This window comes from Janthinobacterium breve (assembly GCF_051380895.1).
Classification (GTDB): Bacteria; Pseudomonadota; Gammaproteobacteria; order Burkholderiales; family Burkholderiaceae_D; genus Janthinobacterium.
The window spans coordinates 295563-312452 of record NZ_JBNYXY010000007.1; the positions used below are offsets into that span (position 1 = coordinate 295563).

General features: G+C 55.2%; 10 protein-coding genes and 1 pseudogene. All 11 read right to left on the reverse strand.

Going from position 1 to position 16890, the window contains the following annotated elements; genetic code table 11:
• Window positions 1-2: 2 nt before the first annotated feature.
• On the reverse strand, window positions 3-797 hold the full coding sequence (locus ACQ4W0_RS15835; RefSeq protein ID WP_436577582.1) for a hypothetical protein: 795 nt from the start codon (window positions 795-797) through the stop codon (window positions 3-5).
• 14 nt (window positions 798-811) lie between these two features.
• The gene (locus tag ACQ4W0_RS15840; protein WP_436577583.1) at window positions 812-3715 is read right to left on the reverse strand and encodes a T6SS effector BTH_I2691 family protein; all 2904 of its coding nucleotides are present in this window, start codon (window positions 3713-3715) and stop codon (window positions 812-814) included.
• Window positions 3716-3760: 45 nt separating this feature from the next.
• Window positions 3761-4696 (reverse strand): DUF4123 domain-containing protein, encoded by a 936-nt coding sequence (locus tag ACQ4W0_RS15845; protein ID WP_436577584.1) that lies wholly within the window; start codon window positions 4694-4696, stop codon window positions 3761-3763.
• Complete coding sequence (locus ACQ4W0_RS15850; protein ID WP_436577585.1) at window positions 4683-7499, reverse strand: type VI secretion system Vgr family protein; 2817 nt, start codon at window positions 7497-7499, stop codon at window positions 4683-4685. Before ACQ4W0_RS15850 ends, ACQ4W0_RS15845 begins: the two co-directional genes overlap by 14 nt.
• 503 nt (window positions 7500-8002) lie before the next feature.
• Window positions 8003-10132 carry a T6SS phospholipase effector Tle1-like catalytic domain-containing protein gene (locus ACQ4W0_RS15855; protein ID WP_436577586.1) on the reverse strand — a complete coding sequence of 710 codons (2130 nt, stop codon included), beginning with the start codon at window positions 10130-10132 and terminating at the stop codon, window positions 8003-8005.
• The gene (locus ACQ4W0_RS15860; RefSeq protein WP_436577587.1) at window positions 10129-10857 is read right to left on the reverse strand and encodes a DUF3304 domain-containing protein; all 729 of its coding nucleotides are present in this window, start codon (window positions 10855-10857) and stop codon (window positions 10129-10131) included. The genes ACQ4W0_RS15855 and ACQ4W0_RS15860 overlap by 4 nt, the downstream gene beginning before the upstream one ends.
• 321 nt (window positions 10858-11178) lie before the next feature.
• Window positions 11179-11433, reverse strand: a complete 255-nt coding sequence (locus ACQ4W0_RS15865) for a hypothetical protein (RefSeq protein ID WP_436577588.1) — start codon at window positions 11431-11433, stop codon at window positions 11179-11181.
• Window positions 11434-11520: 87 nt separating this feature from the next.
• Window positions 11521-12279 (reverse strand): DUF3304 domain-containing protein, encoded by a 759-nt coding sequence (locus ACQ4W0_RS15870; protein WP_436577589.1) that lies wholly within the window; start codon window positions 12277-12279, stop codon window positions 11521-11523.
• Window positions 12280-12354: 75 nt separating this feature from the next.
• Window positions 12355-13194, reverse strand: a complete 840-nt coding sequence (locus ACQ4W0_RS15875) for a DUF4123 domain-containing protein (protein ID WP_436577590.1) — start codon at window positions 13192-13194, stop codon at window positions 12355-12357.
• A gap of 4 nt (window positions 13195-13198) precedes the next feature.
• A pseudogene (locus ACQ4W0_RS15880) lies at window positions 13199-16032 on the reverse strand (type VI secretion system Vgr family protein).
• Window positions 16029-16673: a hypothetical protein gene (locus ACQ4W0_RS15885; RefSeq protein WP_436577591.1), complete on the reverse strand. Its 645-nt coding sequence runs from the start codon at window positions 16671-16673 to the stop codon at window positions 16029-16031. The pseudogene ACQ4W0_RS15880 and the gene ACQ4W0_RS15885 overlap by 4 nt, the downstream one beginning before the upstream one ends.
• Between the last annotated feature and the right edge of the window lie 217 nt (window positions 16674-16890).

Genomic DNA, 16890 nt, shown 5'->3' on the forward strand with positions numbered 1-16890 from the left:
TATCAGGCAGATTGAATCTTGTATTTCGACCTGTGTTTTTTCAAGGCCAACTCACAACTATATCCAATAAAACCATAGCTGTGATCATTGAATAGAGTAGCGCCTGTGCGCATATCAAAGTCGCTTGGCCTTGGAAAACCATGGGCAGCGAAAATTTCTGTCGCACATCTCGAATAATCACGCATGGTTCTGAAGCTCCAATATTCGAAAGGAAACCAAAAAACTAAAGGCAACAGGAATATAGTGCTACATGCCACAATTAAATATTCTTTTTTTTCCACAGATATATCGACATATGAAAAAAATGCAGCAAAAGCCATAACCCACATAAACAATATCATATTCCGCGCAAATTTCATGCAATTCCAAAAAAAAGCCCGCTCTCCGCAATAGGTATTCAGTGGCATCAGCAAAAAACTATCTTCAATACGGAGCAAACTGTGCACGTACAGCACATCCTTGCTCTGTGTCACCACCAATTTTACGATATCGCCATCCTTGATCTTGTCAGCGTCTCTAAAAACACCACATACTACTTTCCCGTTGACCATCCCAGCAAAATTGTACATATCTTCGCCATCGTAAAAACTCAACATGGCTGCATTTGCTAATGCCCCTGGCATGCCATTGATTGCCGCCGCGACGCCACCTGCCATATTCTTTTCCGCAAGGCTACTTTCAATTTTACTGAGTAAATTTACATTTGTTGCCGCCATATAAAACTCTGTGAGAATTCCTTCTACAGTAAAAAAAACTTCTTCGGAAACATTATTTTCATTATTCTCTTTGGCCATCATGCGCTTCCTAACAATTATGGTTGAATCGTTTTTAATGCCTTCTGCAATTCCATTAATTCTTTCTCAACAGAATCAAACGGTTTCTCACTGAGCAATCCTCTTCTTTTTCTAAAACTGCATGCTTGAAACCAATTCTCCAGGTCATCATCCATGATCCATACCCGATATCCGACTTCGACAATAGTTATCCCTACGCCAATAAGATTAAACCTAGCCAATCTTATTAATAAAAGAGTTCTCCCATCAGCCACCTTTTTAGCAAGTGCAGCAGTTCCGACAAAGAATTTTGCCATACTCAGAGAAAAACTTGAATTTTTCGCCAATAACGAACCGGCTAATCGCGACATTAACGGAGCGGAATACGAAAATGCTGCGACCAAACCTAAACCTATGTTACCCAAACCAAGAAATGCCCGCCCAGCATAGATTCCCACCAGAATTCTATCAGTCCGTTCCTTTTTGCTCTCTTCATGAACGGAAAGAACATCCAACCAAAATATAATTACACCAGAAAGAGCCCCAAGAACCCCCGCGGCCATTTTAAAACCACCACGAATAATATCTGCGCCTTTATTTATGCCCGAAATATTTTTGTAAGGAGATATTTCCCTTATAGATTTTGTCACAGAATAAACCAGATCAAATGACATACTACTCAATGAAAATATTGAGGCTGCTACTTCAGCTTGCAACCTGGGAGAATCGAAGAAATGAGGCAATTTGGTGGCCAAAGAAAGGCTTTCAATTGACATTAATAGAACACCGATGCGAGCATGGCGAAAATTATTGGTCTCGGGCCTTTTACCCACGTCCAGTTCGTCCAGGGCAATCTTTACCTTGTTTTTTACCTTTGTCTGCTCATCCTCTATCAGTTTTCCTATGCTCCCTTCCACTTTTGCCGCATCTGCCTTAGCAATTTTTGTGGCCTCTGTTCGCGCCATCCGCTCAGCTTTATTTTCTATGCTTTGCTCTAATTTGTTTTTATTATTTTCCGTCTTCAGCGTTTCAGCGTATTTCTTTGATTTTTCTCTTAATTCATCAATATTTTTTTGTTTCAGAGGAAGCATCAATTCATCGAACTTTATTTTTTCAGCAAGATCCGCCAATTTAGAATATAGCAATACACCGACGACGCTGGAAATTGCCTTGTCTAGCTTCCCGCTTTTGGTGGAAAGTGCTTGGGTCCACTCCGAAATTTTTGCAAATGCCATCCCCTCCGCAGTTCGATGGTATTTTGATAAATTTACTATCGATTTTCCCGTCTTGGCCGTTGGATCCTTATTGTGAATTTTAAGGACTCCGTCATCGCGCAACCATTCATCCCATGCGGAATCAATTTTTTTAAAGGAATCAATCAGGCCTTTGCAAGCCTTTAACCATGGCACCGCCTGTACTTTTGAAATGTCTCCTGCAGCCTCGACCTGGTCTTTGGCGTCCTTGAAAGCTTTTTCCGCAGCATCGTATAAAGATTTGTGATTGTAAAAATTTGAACGCATGTACAAATTTTTTCTTTCAATTGAATTGACATCCATCCAATTTTTAAGAAAATGTTCATTTTCCTTACCTGCGAACATGCCAAACACACATCGGGAATATTCAAAATTAAAGCAAAACCCGCTACTGATATTTTCTTCGTCGTAACTATCAAATGCCTCAACCAGTTCCGTGGACATCACCCACTTGACATGGTCGGCAGTTCTCTTTCTCGATCTTGCCTCAGCTTCTTGCGACAGTTTCTCCAGCGCTTTTCGAAGAAAATCAATTTCAGAGAGGGAGATGAACGACTCATATTTCTTCTCAAATTTTTCGCGCGCATCCTGCTCACTTGTCGCAAGAATCTGCTCACGCCGTTTCTCTCTCGCCTCAAAAGTTTTCCTTATTCTCTCTTCAATTATTTCAGCTTCTTTTACCCGATTTAACTTTCTGAGCATTTCGGCGTTATTTTTATTAATATCCGGAAGCGCCCGCGAATCCATGTCATCGAGATTTTTCTTTCTGATTTCTACGCCATATTTGATGACACAGTCCTTGATATCGTCAATGCCAACCATGACGTCCATCTTCCGTCGATTGCTGACTTTTTCCTTGTCCACCTGCTCAAGAAAATCCTCAAGCGGTTGCAGGGCGGCATTACGAAAATCGTTCAACTCCTGCGTGATGCCGATTGGGTCAAACAGAGCAAACGCTGCCGCCTTGGTCGCCACCATTTTCTCTTCCAGCTTCCCGATCCGACCGCCCGGAGTCGCCAGAGGAAGATTGGCTGTGCCTTCATAAGCATCGCAACTTGCCATGTAGAGCTGCTGCATGAGAATTTTCCCCAAGGGGCTCTTGCCGGCATTCTGATACTGCCGGGCGAGCACGGCCTCGGGGACGTATTTGCCAAGCTCTTCAGGCTTCAGGCTGTGCGGCTGTTCGGTACTGCCCGCCGCCCATTCCTTTGGCAGGAAAACCTGCATTTGTCCTTTTTTAACGCTGGCCTCGGGATTCGCCGCATACGCGTCCAGCCGCTCTCTCGTCATGGCCGTGGGCGTGAACAACAGATAAATTTTTTCGACAAACTCGATCTTGTCGATCGCGATCAGGCTGGCGTTGATGCCGCAGGTGGTGCGGTCGCAAGAAAAATTCACGGCCGCCGATGGCGGCGAATCGACGGGAAATTTGGACAGGAAGGCGTCGTCGTCGGCAAAATAGCCTTCCCAATACAGCAATCCCGACCGCTTGATCAACACGTACAGGAAACCGGAGCGCAGCAGGCGCGGCGCATAGCTGGCGTTGTCCAGCGTGATGTGCTTGACCTTGTCACCCAGCTTGCCGGGCAAGGCTGGTACATGATTGGCCGCGCCCTCACCCACCACTGCCGCATAACGCAAGGGCAAAATGAACAAGCCGTTTTTATCGCAAAATTTACAGTCTTTCATCGCTCTTCCTGTTGAGTGGGCGGCACGCGGTCATCCTGCTGGGCATCAGGCCAGGGAATGAAGACGGGCGTTTAATACTATGTCCAGCGGCAAGCCTTGCGTGGCAGCCATCCGCATCAGTTCCCCGAGGGCGGGGTGCAAGGTGAAGGCCTGGCCGTGTTCGACGGCGCGCCAGGCATAGGCGATCTGGTCGTCAGGCTGCTCCAGGCCCGCACTTGCGCTGTGGACAAGATGGTGGTCGATTTGCGCATCGATGCCTGGCCCGATTGCCGTTTGCCGTGCGCGCAGGATGCGCACCACCAGATTGATCTGCTCGATGCGGTCCATCGCCTGCCTGGTTCGCTCATCGATGCGCAGGGAAACGTCTTGTACTGCAGGTACCGGCTGCGCATTGCAATGCTGGATCAGTTGCCCATCGCGGTCGAGCTGGCACCATCTCTCGACAGGACCGAGCAGGTCGGCAAAACTGCTGCGCCCCGGCACGTCTGCAGTAGATGGCGGCAACAGTCTTGCCAGATGCGACATGACGCGAGGGTCAAAATAGCGCAGGTATACGGCGTCGCCGGACGGATAGCGCAGATTCAGGCGCGCCAGCATGGCGCTGCGCAGGCGCTCCAACGTCGCTTGGCCAAATAGCCAGGCACAAATGCTGGGCACCGCGCCCGGTTCGGCATGCTGCTCTTGCGCCAGCTTCAGACTGTGTTCGACCAGCGCATAATGCTCGGGCAGCCTGTTTGACAACGCGAGCAGCATCGGTGCCCGCTGCAGGTCATCCTGGAAGATCGGGTCGTCGAGTAGCACGCTGGCCGCGGGCGGCGACAGGGCCGCGATCGCCTCGCGCAGGGGATTGTCGATGAACTGGTCGATCAGGACCACGGTCCTGTCATAGCCGCGGGCCACGTTGTAGAGCACTTCATCGGCGCGCGCCGTCGATACTGCGGCCGGAGACAATGCTGGCGATGGCGCTTTATCGTTTGACACTGGCCGCTCCCGCCTGCGTGGCATCGAGGAGTTTCAGTGCGCAGCCTTTCAATTGTCCTGTCGGCAAGACCAGAGGTGCAGGACTGGCGCTGGCCGGCCCCGTAAACTCCTTCATGCCGGCCTTGAATTCCATCTTGCCGGGTCCATGAATCTCGATGTTGCCGCCTTCAAGCTTGATGTAGGCGCCCTGCACCGTCATCAGCACATGCTGCTTGCCACTGATGTTGACGCTTTTGCTGACGCTGGTCACCGTTACTGCCTTGTCTGCGGTCAATTTTGTTTCATCGGACTGGCTCTGGCTGCTGACCTTGCCGCTGGCCGCGTGCAGGCGAATGCCGGTTTCCTGGTTGGGTTTGTCGGCTTTGCTGGCCTTGCCGTAGGTAAACAGGCTGATGCCGGAACTGATCGCATGTAAATGGTTGCCTTGCGCACCAAAATTGATGTCCTGCCCTGCCGCGATGCTGCTGGTATTGCCAGCGGCGAAAAGCGCGTTGAGCGGCGTGGTGGCGGCGATGCCGGCCGGACTGGACAATTGCAGCTGCGGCGCGCCATAGGCCGTCACCTGGCTGTCGCCTGCGCCCTCCGCGCCCTTGAGCATTTCTATACTGTGCGCCAATTGTTTCAGCGCCGGCAAGGTGTCGGGCGCTGCTTCGGCCTGCCCTTGCCCTCCTTCCAGCACCGCCTTGTGCTTTTGCGCCGTCTCGGCAAGCGAGGTCAGCAGGGCCAGGCTCTGTTCGATCTGGGCCGTCGCCTCCTTCGTATCCATCTGCGTGCCGCTGGCGTTGGTACGCCCGTCCGTCGACAGCAGCAGCCCCTGCCCTGCACGCAGCGCGGCGCTGTGCTCGGTTTTCAGCTCGGCGCCGAAGCCGGCGGCGGCCAGCCGCTGGTTATCCGTCTGATGGCGCAAGTGTCCCAGGTTCAGCTCGGCAGTGCCTTGATGCGCGCCGGCATGGCGCTGCAGGGCTACGCTGGGCTGGCCCGGGCTGTCGTCGAACACCAGCTGGCTGTACGCCGCGCCTCCCTGCTGGCTGGCCTGCATGGCCTGGCTCTTGATGCCGGACAGTGCAGCCGGGTGAGCATGCGCGCCCGCTTCGCCGGGAAACCAGGCCGGGGCATTGCCTGTGGCCGGTCCGGCGCCATGGGCCACGCGGTTATTCTGGGCATCGATCGTGCCCTGGCCGTTGTAGACGGTGCCGATCACGAGCGGCCGGTCGATATTGCCCTCCAGGAAATCGATCAATACTTCCTGGCCGATGCGCGGCAAGGCATGGCCGCCCCAGTTGGCGCCCGCCACCGGCGCCATGGTGGAGGCCACGCGCACCCAAGTGCCGGCACTGTCGTCACCCGGCGCGCCAGTATGCTTGTCGCCTTGCGGATGGTCGAGCCGGCTGTGACTCATGACGCCGCGCTGCCAGTGAAATTGCACCTTGATGCGGTGGTCGCGGTCGGTGTGAATCACGGCGCCGGGCGGGCCCACCACGACGGCCGTCTGCTGGCCATGCACGGTCGGGCGCGGATGCAGCAGCTGGCCGTGCTGGTCCTTGCCGCTGGCGCGATAAGCAATATTGCTGCGGATGGCATCGATGCGGTTGCGGTACAGGGGCCGCTCGGCAATGGCGCCCAGCAGCGCAGGCAGGCGGTGCAGGTTGCCGGCGTGCTCCTTGCGGATCGCGGCATCGAGCAAGCCCGTCTTGAGCGTTTGCACAATGGACGACTGCAGATCCGCGCTCAGGTTGTTGTGCATCAGGTGCACCGTGCGCACGATCAGGAAGCTGCGTTCGTCGTCGCTGCCGGCCTGGTCGAGCACTGGCTGTCCCTGCAGGACAAACGTGGTGCCCGGCGACAAGGTACGCACGGTACCGGCCGCCACATGGACCTCCTTGCCCGCTTCGAGTGCCTGCAACTGCTTGCGCGCGATGCGCTGGCCCTGTTCGCGCGAGGCGTAGGCATAGGCCCCGGGCGCATCGCGGCTGAGCAGCTCCACGCCCTGCGCCCCGCCCCCCCCTGCCGCCGCGCTGGCGACGCGCTGGTCGAGCGAGCGGTAATCCCAGCTGCCCATTGCGATGGCATTGGTCTGCTGGCGCAATTCGGTGCGCCAGCGGTCGATGCTGTCGACCTTCATGACGGCACCCGGCTGCGTGAAATTGATGCTGCTCTGGGCATTCGGCTGGAACACGCCGTTATGGTCCGCGATCACCAGGCAGTGGCTGCCCAGGCTGGGGCTGCCGGGATCGCCGCTGTGTTCATAGTAATAAAACAGGCCTTCCTCATGCATCAGGCGCTGCGCATAGGCCCAGTCGCTTTCCTGGTACTGGGTGCTCAGGCTGCGCTTCGGGTATGCCGCGCGGTCGAGAATATCGAAACGCCAGGCCGGCGCCAGCTTGCCTTGTGCCTGGTAAGTGGCAAACAGCGCGTCGAGGATGTCGAAGACCGTCATGTCCTGGAAGACGCGACTGTCACGGCTATGGGCAAGAAACGCGCTCCAGGGTTCCAGGGTCAGGTGATAGCGCGCCATGCCGCCGTTCGCACCGACCAACTCGACGGCGGTGATATGGCCGTGGAACGGGCGCAGCGCGTCGGCGCTGGTAGCTGTCAGCAATTGCAGCAAGGCCGGCTGGCCAATCAGGGTGCGCAAGGAAATGGCAGCGTCCGTCGACAGGGCCGCGATCTGGAACACGAAGCCCGTGCTCAGGCCTTCCTCGCCGCGCACGCATTCGGCCAGCAGGCGGTCAGCGCCAAGAGGCGTGGTCAGCTGTAACAATCTGCTGGCTTGCGTGAAACTGGCGGGCAAGGACATGGACATCCGGAACTCCATCACGCGGCTTCCCGCATATAATTAGTAAATAAGCACTTTTATCAAAGCCATTACACCCTAGAAATTTCGTTATAGCAAGAGTGATTCGATTGAAATGGGGATCGCAGCAATCATTGCGTACCGTTAAGACCCCGCAACTCCGGCAGGGCCGGTTCGGGAGGCCCCAAAAGCATACTCTTCAACAAGGTTTCCAGACGCGCGTAGCTGCTCCTGAACAGCGACGGATTCTGCTCCATGCTGCAGCTGCCAAGTTCGAACAGAAAGTAGGGCAACACCGCCCTGCCCAGCCATCCCGAATAGCCCGAAAATACGGTATAGCCGTGGGCTTGCGCGACGGCGCCGCCGGACGGCCTGCTTGGCGGCCATGCCGGTATCGGGCACAAAAGCAAGCAGCAAGACGCTAGCGAAAAAGAACACCGTGTTCCTGTATTTGCAGCCACTTTCACCGCCAACGGACGCCAGGCGCACTCTTCTCATCAGCTTATGTATGCTTAATGAGATGCAGATGCCTCATTTTTGGAAATAAGCACACTATCCCAACCACTATAAATCTTTCTAAATCGCAGATAGCCTGCCCAGGCCCACATATAGTAGGTCTTGCTGCTCGCATCGAATGGTTCACGCCCTTCGGTAATCATGCGAGGTATTTTTCCGGTACGTGCATATTCGATGGCAGCATTGCGCTGGTGAACGGTCAAGCCGTCTTCGAGCGGTTTATACGGCGTCGGCGGCATTACCCTGGCTTTCGGTGACAGCCAATGCCGCTGCTCCGCGACTTCCTTCGACCTGCGGGCATTAATTTGCTCAATCTCCTTGCGCTTTGCCTCCCAGGCTTTCAGGTTCTCAATCAGTTGCGGCTCATTGTCGGCATTGCCAGGAATAAGTTTGAACCAGGCCCGAGAATCATGGACGTATTCATCAAAAAAACGCATCATGGCAGGTGTCAGTTGCGGCACATTATTCCACCATCGAGCAATTTCTTGCCACTCGTCCTTGTGGTCGTTATCGAAACCAGGCTCCTGCGTCTCCGGTTTGAATCCCTTGCCCCTTTCGGACAGCCATTGTTGAAAAGCTGCGATTTCTTGTTCAAATTCACAATTGGCACTATGTAAATCATTTTGATCGAAGGTACTTGCTCTTGAAAAACTCGCTGTAGCCTCCAAAGGCACCTTACTACGCACGCGGCGCACAAGCCGCCACTGCATTTGGTATTGCGCCTGCTCTCGCATGATCGCTGTCAGCGTGCCAGTCTTGGTCGTACACGCGGCAAGGTAGGCATTCAAGTCGGTAATGGTCGACGGTGCAACTTTGAAACGCTGCTTCACGACCGCGCTCGCGAGTTCGAGTTTCAAGGGCACGCCAGCCAGCCTGGCTGCCCGATACATGGTTAACAAGGGGATGCGCGTCAGCATATCCTCCCCATTGGGATCGACGCCACGCCCTTGCTTACGGGGCGCGTAGCCGCCACCCAAGTCTGAATGAACGCCTGGAAAAACAATTTCCAGGCAATTCGGGGTGACTACGCCTTTGACGGAAACCGAGTCGAGAGGAAAACTGCGGCGCAATTCATGCGCAGAGACCAGATGCAGGCAAGTGATATTGGTCGGTATGCGCAAGCTGTCTTCCGCGTCGGCCCAAGCGCCATGCCCGTCAAACATCTTGCCGAGAAAGCTGTTGCCCAGGGTATTACCTGCGCCAATCGAGGCAACCGTGTCGAACAAGCCCAGAAAATCAAAAGCCACCTCAAAGCCGCCCAAGGTCGTGCTGCCATTTTTTCCGCACATATGGGCATCGAGCCTGCATAAGGACATCAGCCAGTTTGTAAACGCGCGCGCTTGCGTCGCCCCGCGCGAAAAGCCAAAAATGGAAATATATATTTTCTGCACAATGCCAGGATCGACTTTTTTCGGCTTCCCTGTTTTTTTATCCGGCCAATGTTGTGATACGACCGCATGCAATCTGCGTAAGATATTTTCAAATTCAATCCTGGTTTTTTCGTCTTCCTTATCATTTGGCATGGATCGTTGGAACCGCATGAGAGGCAACATTCTATTCCGGCGTTGCTTGCTCAATTGAATTTTTAACAGTACCGACTTTATTTCATCATCAGAAAGCAAAGGCATCTTCATGAAGTAACGATGGACGTTATTGATTGCCTGAAGCAAGGCCCACAAGATACGATCCTCTCCCTTATAGCCGGTGGCAGCCCCGCCCATCTTGTCAACACCCTCGCCACTATCATTGACATGCTTGAATGCCGTTCCCACCCCAGGAATATACGCCTTGAAAAAATGTTTATATTCAAGTTCATTCGTTTTCCAGTCTGTCGTGACAGGCAATACTCCTGGAACGCTCAGCCCTGGATAACAATCATACAACCTGGCCACATTGGAATGGGTTTTTTCCTTTTCTGCGAGAATATAGTTGTTCCTGGTGCCATCGAAGAAAAAACCAAAAAACAGGTTTGTTTTACATCCATCTGCGCCACAGCCGATTTTTGGTTTTTCACGCACTTCAAACTTACTACGGATATATTTGGATTCTCTGCTCGTGAAAATTTTTTCGAAATCATTGGCATTTATATATTCAGCCCCAATAGCCCCACAAATTCTGGCGCTCATGGTTTACTGTCCTTCATTTTCTCTACCAGCCCCCTGTTAATCACCAATGACTCTTCATAATTTTTTTTCAGATAATAGAAATATTTCGGATCATTAAATCCTGAAAATTTCGATTTTAGTTTCGAGTCTCGCACAATTTCAAAATCCCATGCCTCTTTAGTTTCTTTAGCAGGATTTGACAGTAGATTACTCAACATCATCTCGCTGTTTTCCAGACCATCAAGCTCGTGTTTCATATATAAAGCCCAGCGCTCCCGTCTATAGGCCAAAGAAGGAACTGGCCAGCCCTTAATCTTGCCAGGCCATTTCGGATGGTCAGGCTGGTAGATGCTCGATACGATGCCCATGCTGCCATCGGCATGGCGCAATACCCACAACTCTTGCGGCTTGTCGTAATGTGGAACCTCAACCATCACCGACTTGCGAATTTCCGGCAAGCTGCCATCCGGTTTTTCGGGCAAATAATATGTGTACTCGATATTAATTTTTATTCCAGGCCGCCATTTCTCAGGCAGGGTGAAACAGCACGTGATGCCGCCGGCCTCATAACGTCCTATCGTCTCTCCTCCGGCCTGATTGGACGGATGGAGCGGATCTTGCAATACATAGGTGAACTCCTGGTCGCTGTAATTGACGCCATGGACACTGACCGACGTCTCACTGGTGTTATTGCATGCTGCAAACACCGGCATTATCAGAAAGCATAAGAGAAAAATTTTTTTCATAATGAAATTCGAGGTGCTCGAAAATATATCAAAAACAGACGAGAAAATTTTTACTTTCATGGCTTAACCTCGCTTAATTATTTTACAAACTTAGACTTCTGACAAGCGTATTTTGATAACTATTCCTTAAATATTCCAGATAGGCTATATCATAGCCGCCCCTTGAACTTCGATGTCAATCCAGGATCGCTTCTTATTTTGTAATCCCAAGCATCTTTCGCTCTTTTTGCAGGATTGGATTTAAGGTCAGCCAGTAAATCCTCATATGGTTTCACACCGCTCATCATTGATATGCTTGAATGTCGTTCCCACCCCAGGAATCTACGCCTTGAAAAAATGTTTATATTCAAGTTCATTCGTTTTCCAGTCTGTCGTGACAGGCAATACTCCTGGAACGCTCAGCCCTGGATAACAATCATACAACCTGACCACATTGGAGTGGGTTTTTTCCTTTTCTGCGAGAATATAGTTATTCCTGGTGCCATCGAAGAAAAAACCAAAAAACAGATTTGTTTTACACCCATCGGTGCCACAGCCGATTTTTTGTTTTTCACGAGCTTCAAACTTATTTTGCATAGTAATTACATCCGCTCTCGTGAAAAACTTCTCAAAATTAATTGCATCTGAAAAATCCCCCCCCTAAAGATGAGAAAAGTTTTGCACTCATGGTTTATTCCTGTTCAAATTTTCAATTTCAGCATTTGTATTATTTATCGAATCCTCATATATTCTTTTTAAATAGGATCTATATTTCAGATCATCTGGACCCTTAAATTTCGATAGCAAATCACGATCAGAAGTCATCTCGCTGTCCCAAAACTCCTTCGTTATTTTATCTGGATTTTCTTGAAGTTCCTGCAATAAACTTTCACTATTTCTCAAGAAAATCAACTGATGTTCCATATACAAACCCCAGCGCTCCCTTCGATACTCCAACGAAGGCACGGGCCAGCCCTTGATCTTGCCAGGCCATTTCGGATGGTCAGGCTGGTAGATGCTCGATACGATGCCCATGCTGCCATCGGCATGGCGCAATACCCACAACTCTTGCGGCTTGTCGTAATGGGGCACCTCCACAACGCCCGACTTGCGTATTTCCGGCAAACTGCCATCCGGTTTTTCGCGCAAATAGTAGGTGTACTCGATATTGATTTTTATGCCAGGCCGCCATTTCTCAGGCAGGGTGAAACAGCACATGATGCCGCCGGCCTCATAACGTCCTATCGTTTCTCCTCCGGCCTGATTGGACGGATGTAGCGGGTCTTGCAATACATAGGTGAACTCCTGGTCGCTGTAATTAACGCCATGCACAATGACCGAAACATCATTTTTATGGTTACAGGCCACCAGCATCGGCAGCGCCAGAGTACAGGCGAAAATCACGCGTTTTGCCGTGTCCAGGACGTCGAATATGGTCTTCAATGAGTGTTCATTTTCTGTTCTATCCCTGGCCTGTTGCCCGCCTGCCGACTGCGCACCTCACTCGCCTCCAGGTACTCAAGCATCAAAGGCATTCAGAGCAGCCATTTCGGCCGCCCTCCATGCACCGAGCATGACCGCCCCCGCGCTATCGTCCATGCGAAAACCTTTGTGCAAAAAGAAATCGCTCCACTCCGTATATGACTCGATGCCAAGCTGATCTATCTTGGCAAGGCGCAAGGCGTCATGCACGAGGGCGTACTGTTGCGAAGGTATCATTTCGGGCAAGCGACCGCGACTTCGCAGCAAGGTTATGATTTCATCTGCCTCGCTATCGGCCACCATGATTGCAAACTGCTGATGATCCAATTGCGGTCGATCCACAATTGGATGAGGATCGTGCGGCAGTGGCAATGCTTGCCAGGTCCCGTCGCGGTCCATGTAGCACCAGCTGCTTGCGGGGCCGGCAAGCGTGCGCCGCTGTAATGGCGTCAATGCCGCCCACAGGCCCGGCAAACGACGGGTATCGGGATAACGGAAATTGAAACGTTGTCCATCGTTTTCAACAACACACCAGGCAGCAAGGCGCGCTGTCACATCCTCGATACTCTCACTGGTTTCGATGGCACTGACCATCGGCCAGCCGCTGCATCGGGACAACACACGCGCCAGCTGGGCCGATGCTGGCCGATAGGGCAACAGGAAGGGAGAAACGGCGCGGGTAGCATCGGAACAGGATGGAAGTCTTTCGAACAGCAAACTCACCCTCGTTCCTCCCAAGGCAAGCTGAACGGCCCGATATAAATCGGGCACAAAGACCCCATCGAGCAACAGATAAAGTTGTGTGTTGTTGTCCAGTCGCTCATGTCGTTCGTCCAAGAGATGCTGCCAATGCGTGGAAAAGGTATCAATAAACATACGCTTACTCGACTGATGTAAAGGCCAGCCCGGCGGCGATGGATTTTTTCAAACACTCCACGCAGATGGCATTCGGCAAAGCGGGGAAGGGATAGGCCAGCCGGTCCGGCCCCAGAAAACTCTTCCTGCCGGCAAACACCGTGATCTTGCCCGGGCACTGGATGGTGATATTGCCGCCCTCAATGGTGATGTTGGCGCCGCCCGCCGTCGACAGGCGGATGCTTTTTGCCGCCGCCCAGTCGATGTGTGCCGTGGCACTGACGATATTGACTTCCTCGCGCGCCTGCACGTTGAGCACGTCGGCCTGGGCCTGCACGTCGATGGCCTGTTTAGCGGCGATCATCTGCAGGCCGATGTTGTTCTCGCCCGCCTTGACCACACCGCCCAATACGCCGATGGCCTGCCCCGCGTGCACGCGCAACTGGCCGCCAACGATGAACTGGGTATCCTGGCCGCTCATCATGGTGACGATTTCGCCGCTGGCCAGTTGCATGTCTTGCCCCGCGACAACGCCCAGTCCGGCCCTGGCGGCAATCGCGATGATGGCGTCTTTTGTGTGCGGTAACTGTTCGTGCATGCCGGCGACGCTGGCCAGCATCGCCTTGAGCGGCGCGGCCTGGTCGTCGAGCGCGCTGGCGTTTGGTGCGGTGACGCCGATGTGGCTGGCGTAAGCCACCGTCTGGTGCGTCTTGGCGGCCTGGCTGAAGGTGTCGCCCAGCAGCACAGCCTGTTTCAACAATGCCATGCCGCCCGCATTGTCGCCGGCCGGATCGCGTTGCGCGGCATCGTGCCTGAGCACATAGCTGCTCACCAGCAAGCCCGCCTTGGCGCGCACCGCACCATACGCATCGGTGCGCAACTCGGCGCCGGCGCCGCGCAGGCTGCCCCGATAATTGTCAGCGCCGTGGATCAGATGCCCCAGACTCAGCTCGCTGGCTGCATGGCTGCTTTTCAGTTGTACGCGGCCCTGGCTGTCGGTGTCGTCGAACAGCAACTGGTTGTAGCCGGCCGCGCTGCCCGCCTTGCCGAACTCCTTGCTACGGATACCCCATTGCGCTGCTCCGTTGCGATGCGCCGCGCTGGCCCCTGCGGCGCCATGCCACAACGGACTGTTGCCGCCGGCCAGATTGCCCTGGCCCGCGACGGCGTGGTCATGCGCCGGCTGGAACACGCCAGCGTCGTTTTGATCACGCGCCCCCCCGCCCGGCGTGGGTACGGTGCCGCCCTCGCCCTGGCCGTTGTACAGCGCGCCGATGATGACGGGCCGGTCAATATCGTTTTCCAGGAATTGCACCAGCACTTCCTGGCCGATGCGCGGCAGGAACTGGCTGCCCATGCCACCGCCGGCCGCGCGCTGCGCTACCCGCACCCAGCAGGTCGCGCCCATTTCCTGCTGCCCTTGCTGCCAGTGAAAGCGGATGCGCACCCGGCCCAGCTTGTCGCAATAGACTTCATCGGCGCCGCTGGCCACGTCGTTGCCATCGGCGCCGACCACGATGGCGCTCTGGCTACCCAGGGCGGTCGGCGTGGCGTGCTGGCGCGCATCGTTGCCATCGTGCACCGGACGCCACGGGGTCGCTGCACTGATCATCTCGATGCAGCTAGCGTAACCGCTGGCTTGCGCCTGGGCAATCGCGGCGGCGAAATCGGGAAACCCCGCACCCCACTCTTGCACGGTTTCTTCCAGCAATTCCGGTATCGGCCCGAACAGTCCGCCAGTCCTTCCAGCGCCGGCAGCGGCAGGTTGTTGACGCCGATGCTGGCCACGCGCAGCACGACATACTCGGGTGCGGCCCCATCAGCTGGCTGCAACGGTCCCTGCGTGAGGGCAAAGCGCGTGCCGGCGCGCAGGGTACGCACAGTCGAGCGCGCCTGACACAACTGGGCGCGCGCTTCGTGCGACTGCATCTGCATCTGCGCGTAGCGTGTTGCCTGCGCGCCATTCGCATACCAGTACTGGCCCGGCGTATCGTAGCTTTCCAGCAGCGGCGCATTCTTGCCGCCAAGAGCCATATTCGTCGGCACGCTGGCCGCAACCGCCTTCTTGGCCTTGTAATCGTAGCTGAGCACGCTACTCAGCCCGACATGCAGGCTGCGCCGCGCGCTCAAGGCTTGCACGCTATCACCCGGCTCGCCGACACGCGCGCCATGGAAGCGCAAGCCGCCGCCGGACGCGCTAGACGCATCTTCCGGCACCGCACTATCGGCGCTGCTGTCGGCAAACAGGACCAGGCAATGGCCGCCCTCCTGTTCCTCGAAGCGCCATGCCAGTCCTTCTTCGGTCAGCAGGCGGCTGACGAAATCGAGGTCCGATTCGCGGTACTGGCAACAATAGCTGCGCGCCGCAGCGTCATCCATGAACGGACCCGTGTCATCGCTCCAGCGCCACCGCGCCGCCGGAGCGTAGAACTGGAACACGGAATCGACGATCTCGATCACGCTCTTGTCTTGCCAGACGCGGCTGTTACGCACCTGGCCCAGTCGCCACAACCACGGTGTCAGGCGCAGCCGATAGCGCGCCAGTCCGCCCAGGCTACCCAGCATGGCCGCCTCGCTGACATGGCCGCTGAAGCTGGCGCGGCTGCCATCAACCAGGCTCACTTGCAGCGTGGCCAGCTTGCCCAGCGTGGGCGCCAGCGCCAGGTGCGCGCTGGTCGACAGTACGATGACATCGCGCGCGCCCGGCATCTACAATTGCTCGTCGCAGGCGAACGCTTCCACCAGCAGCAGGCCCGCGTCCTGCGCGCTGTCGCCTTCAAGCTTGAGCTCGTACAAGCGCGTGATGCTGGAGAACGCTCCCAACGCGGCGCTCACCTGATCCAGCAGCGCTGCGCTCATCGCGCGCCTTTCGCAGCCGCCCTGGCCGCCTTGCACAGGGGCTTGTCGGTGCGGCCGGCGCAGGTTCTCTGCCTGCAGCTATCGGCCGCCGCCAGTTTCAATGTGCTGCACTGCTGCAACTGGGCTTGCAGGCTTGACGGCGCCTTTTTGGGCACCGTGCCTACCTGGGCATGCGATACCAGCGCAGCCAGGAGGGCCACGTCGCTTTCCTCTTCCGGCGTGGTGGCGGGCTTGGCCGGCGTTGCGGGCTTGAGCGGTTTTGGGGGTGTTTTTTTCAGCGGCGTGCGCGCCGGCTTGGGCGCGCTCCTCTGCGGGCTTTCCAGTGCCTTGCTCAGCACATCCCTGGGGCCGGGCACGGGTGCCGGGACTGGGGCTGGCAGGTCGGCGCCCAGCATTTCGCTCAAGCTCTGCCGCGGCAGGGCCTGCTGCTGCTCCTCGTGTATGCTGGCCGCCGCAGTGACGGGCGCGGTGGCCACAGGCGGTGTTTCCGGCACTGGCGCCGTGCTGGCCAACACCGGTTCGGCCACCGCCGCAGTCTCGCGCTGCCCCAACCAGGCGCCGGTGGCCAGCAACAGCAAGGCGCCAGCCAGCATGCCCCCCCAGACCGGCCAGCGGCTGGCGCGCCTGCCTTCATGCGGCACGGGCGCAGGCCGCCTGCCGCCTTCAAGATGGTTGAGTATACGGCTACGGTCCGCCTCGGCCTGTTGCGCGGGCGTTAATAAGCTGGGCCGTGTCGATGGCCGTGGGCTGTCGTCATTGCTTGGCAAAATCTTAACTCCTGTCAATATTTGCAATACCTTACGACAATAAAAAAAAGCGTGACGCATGTTAGGAAATCAACAGTGCGCACCCAGCGCA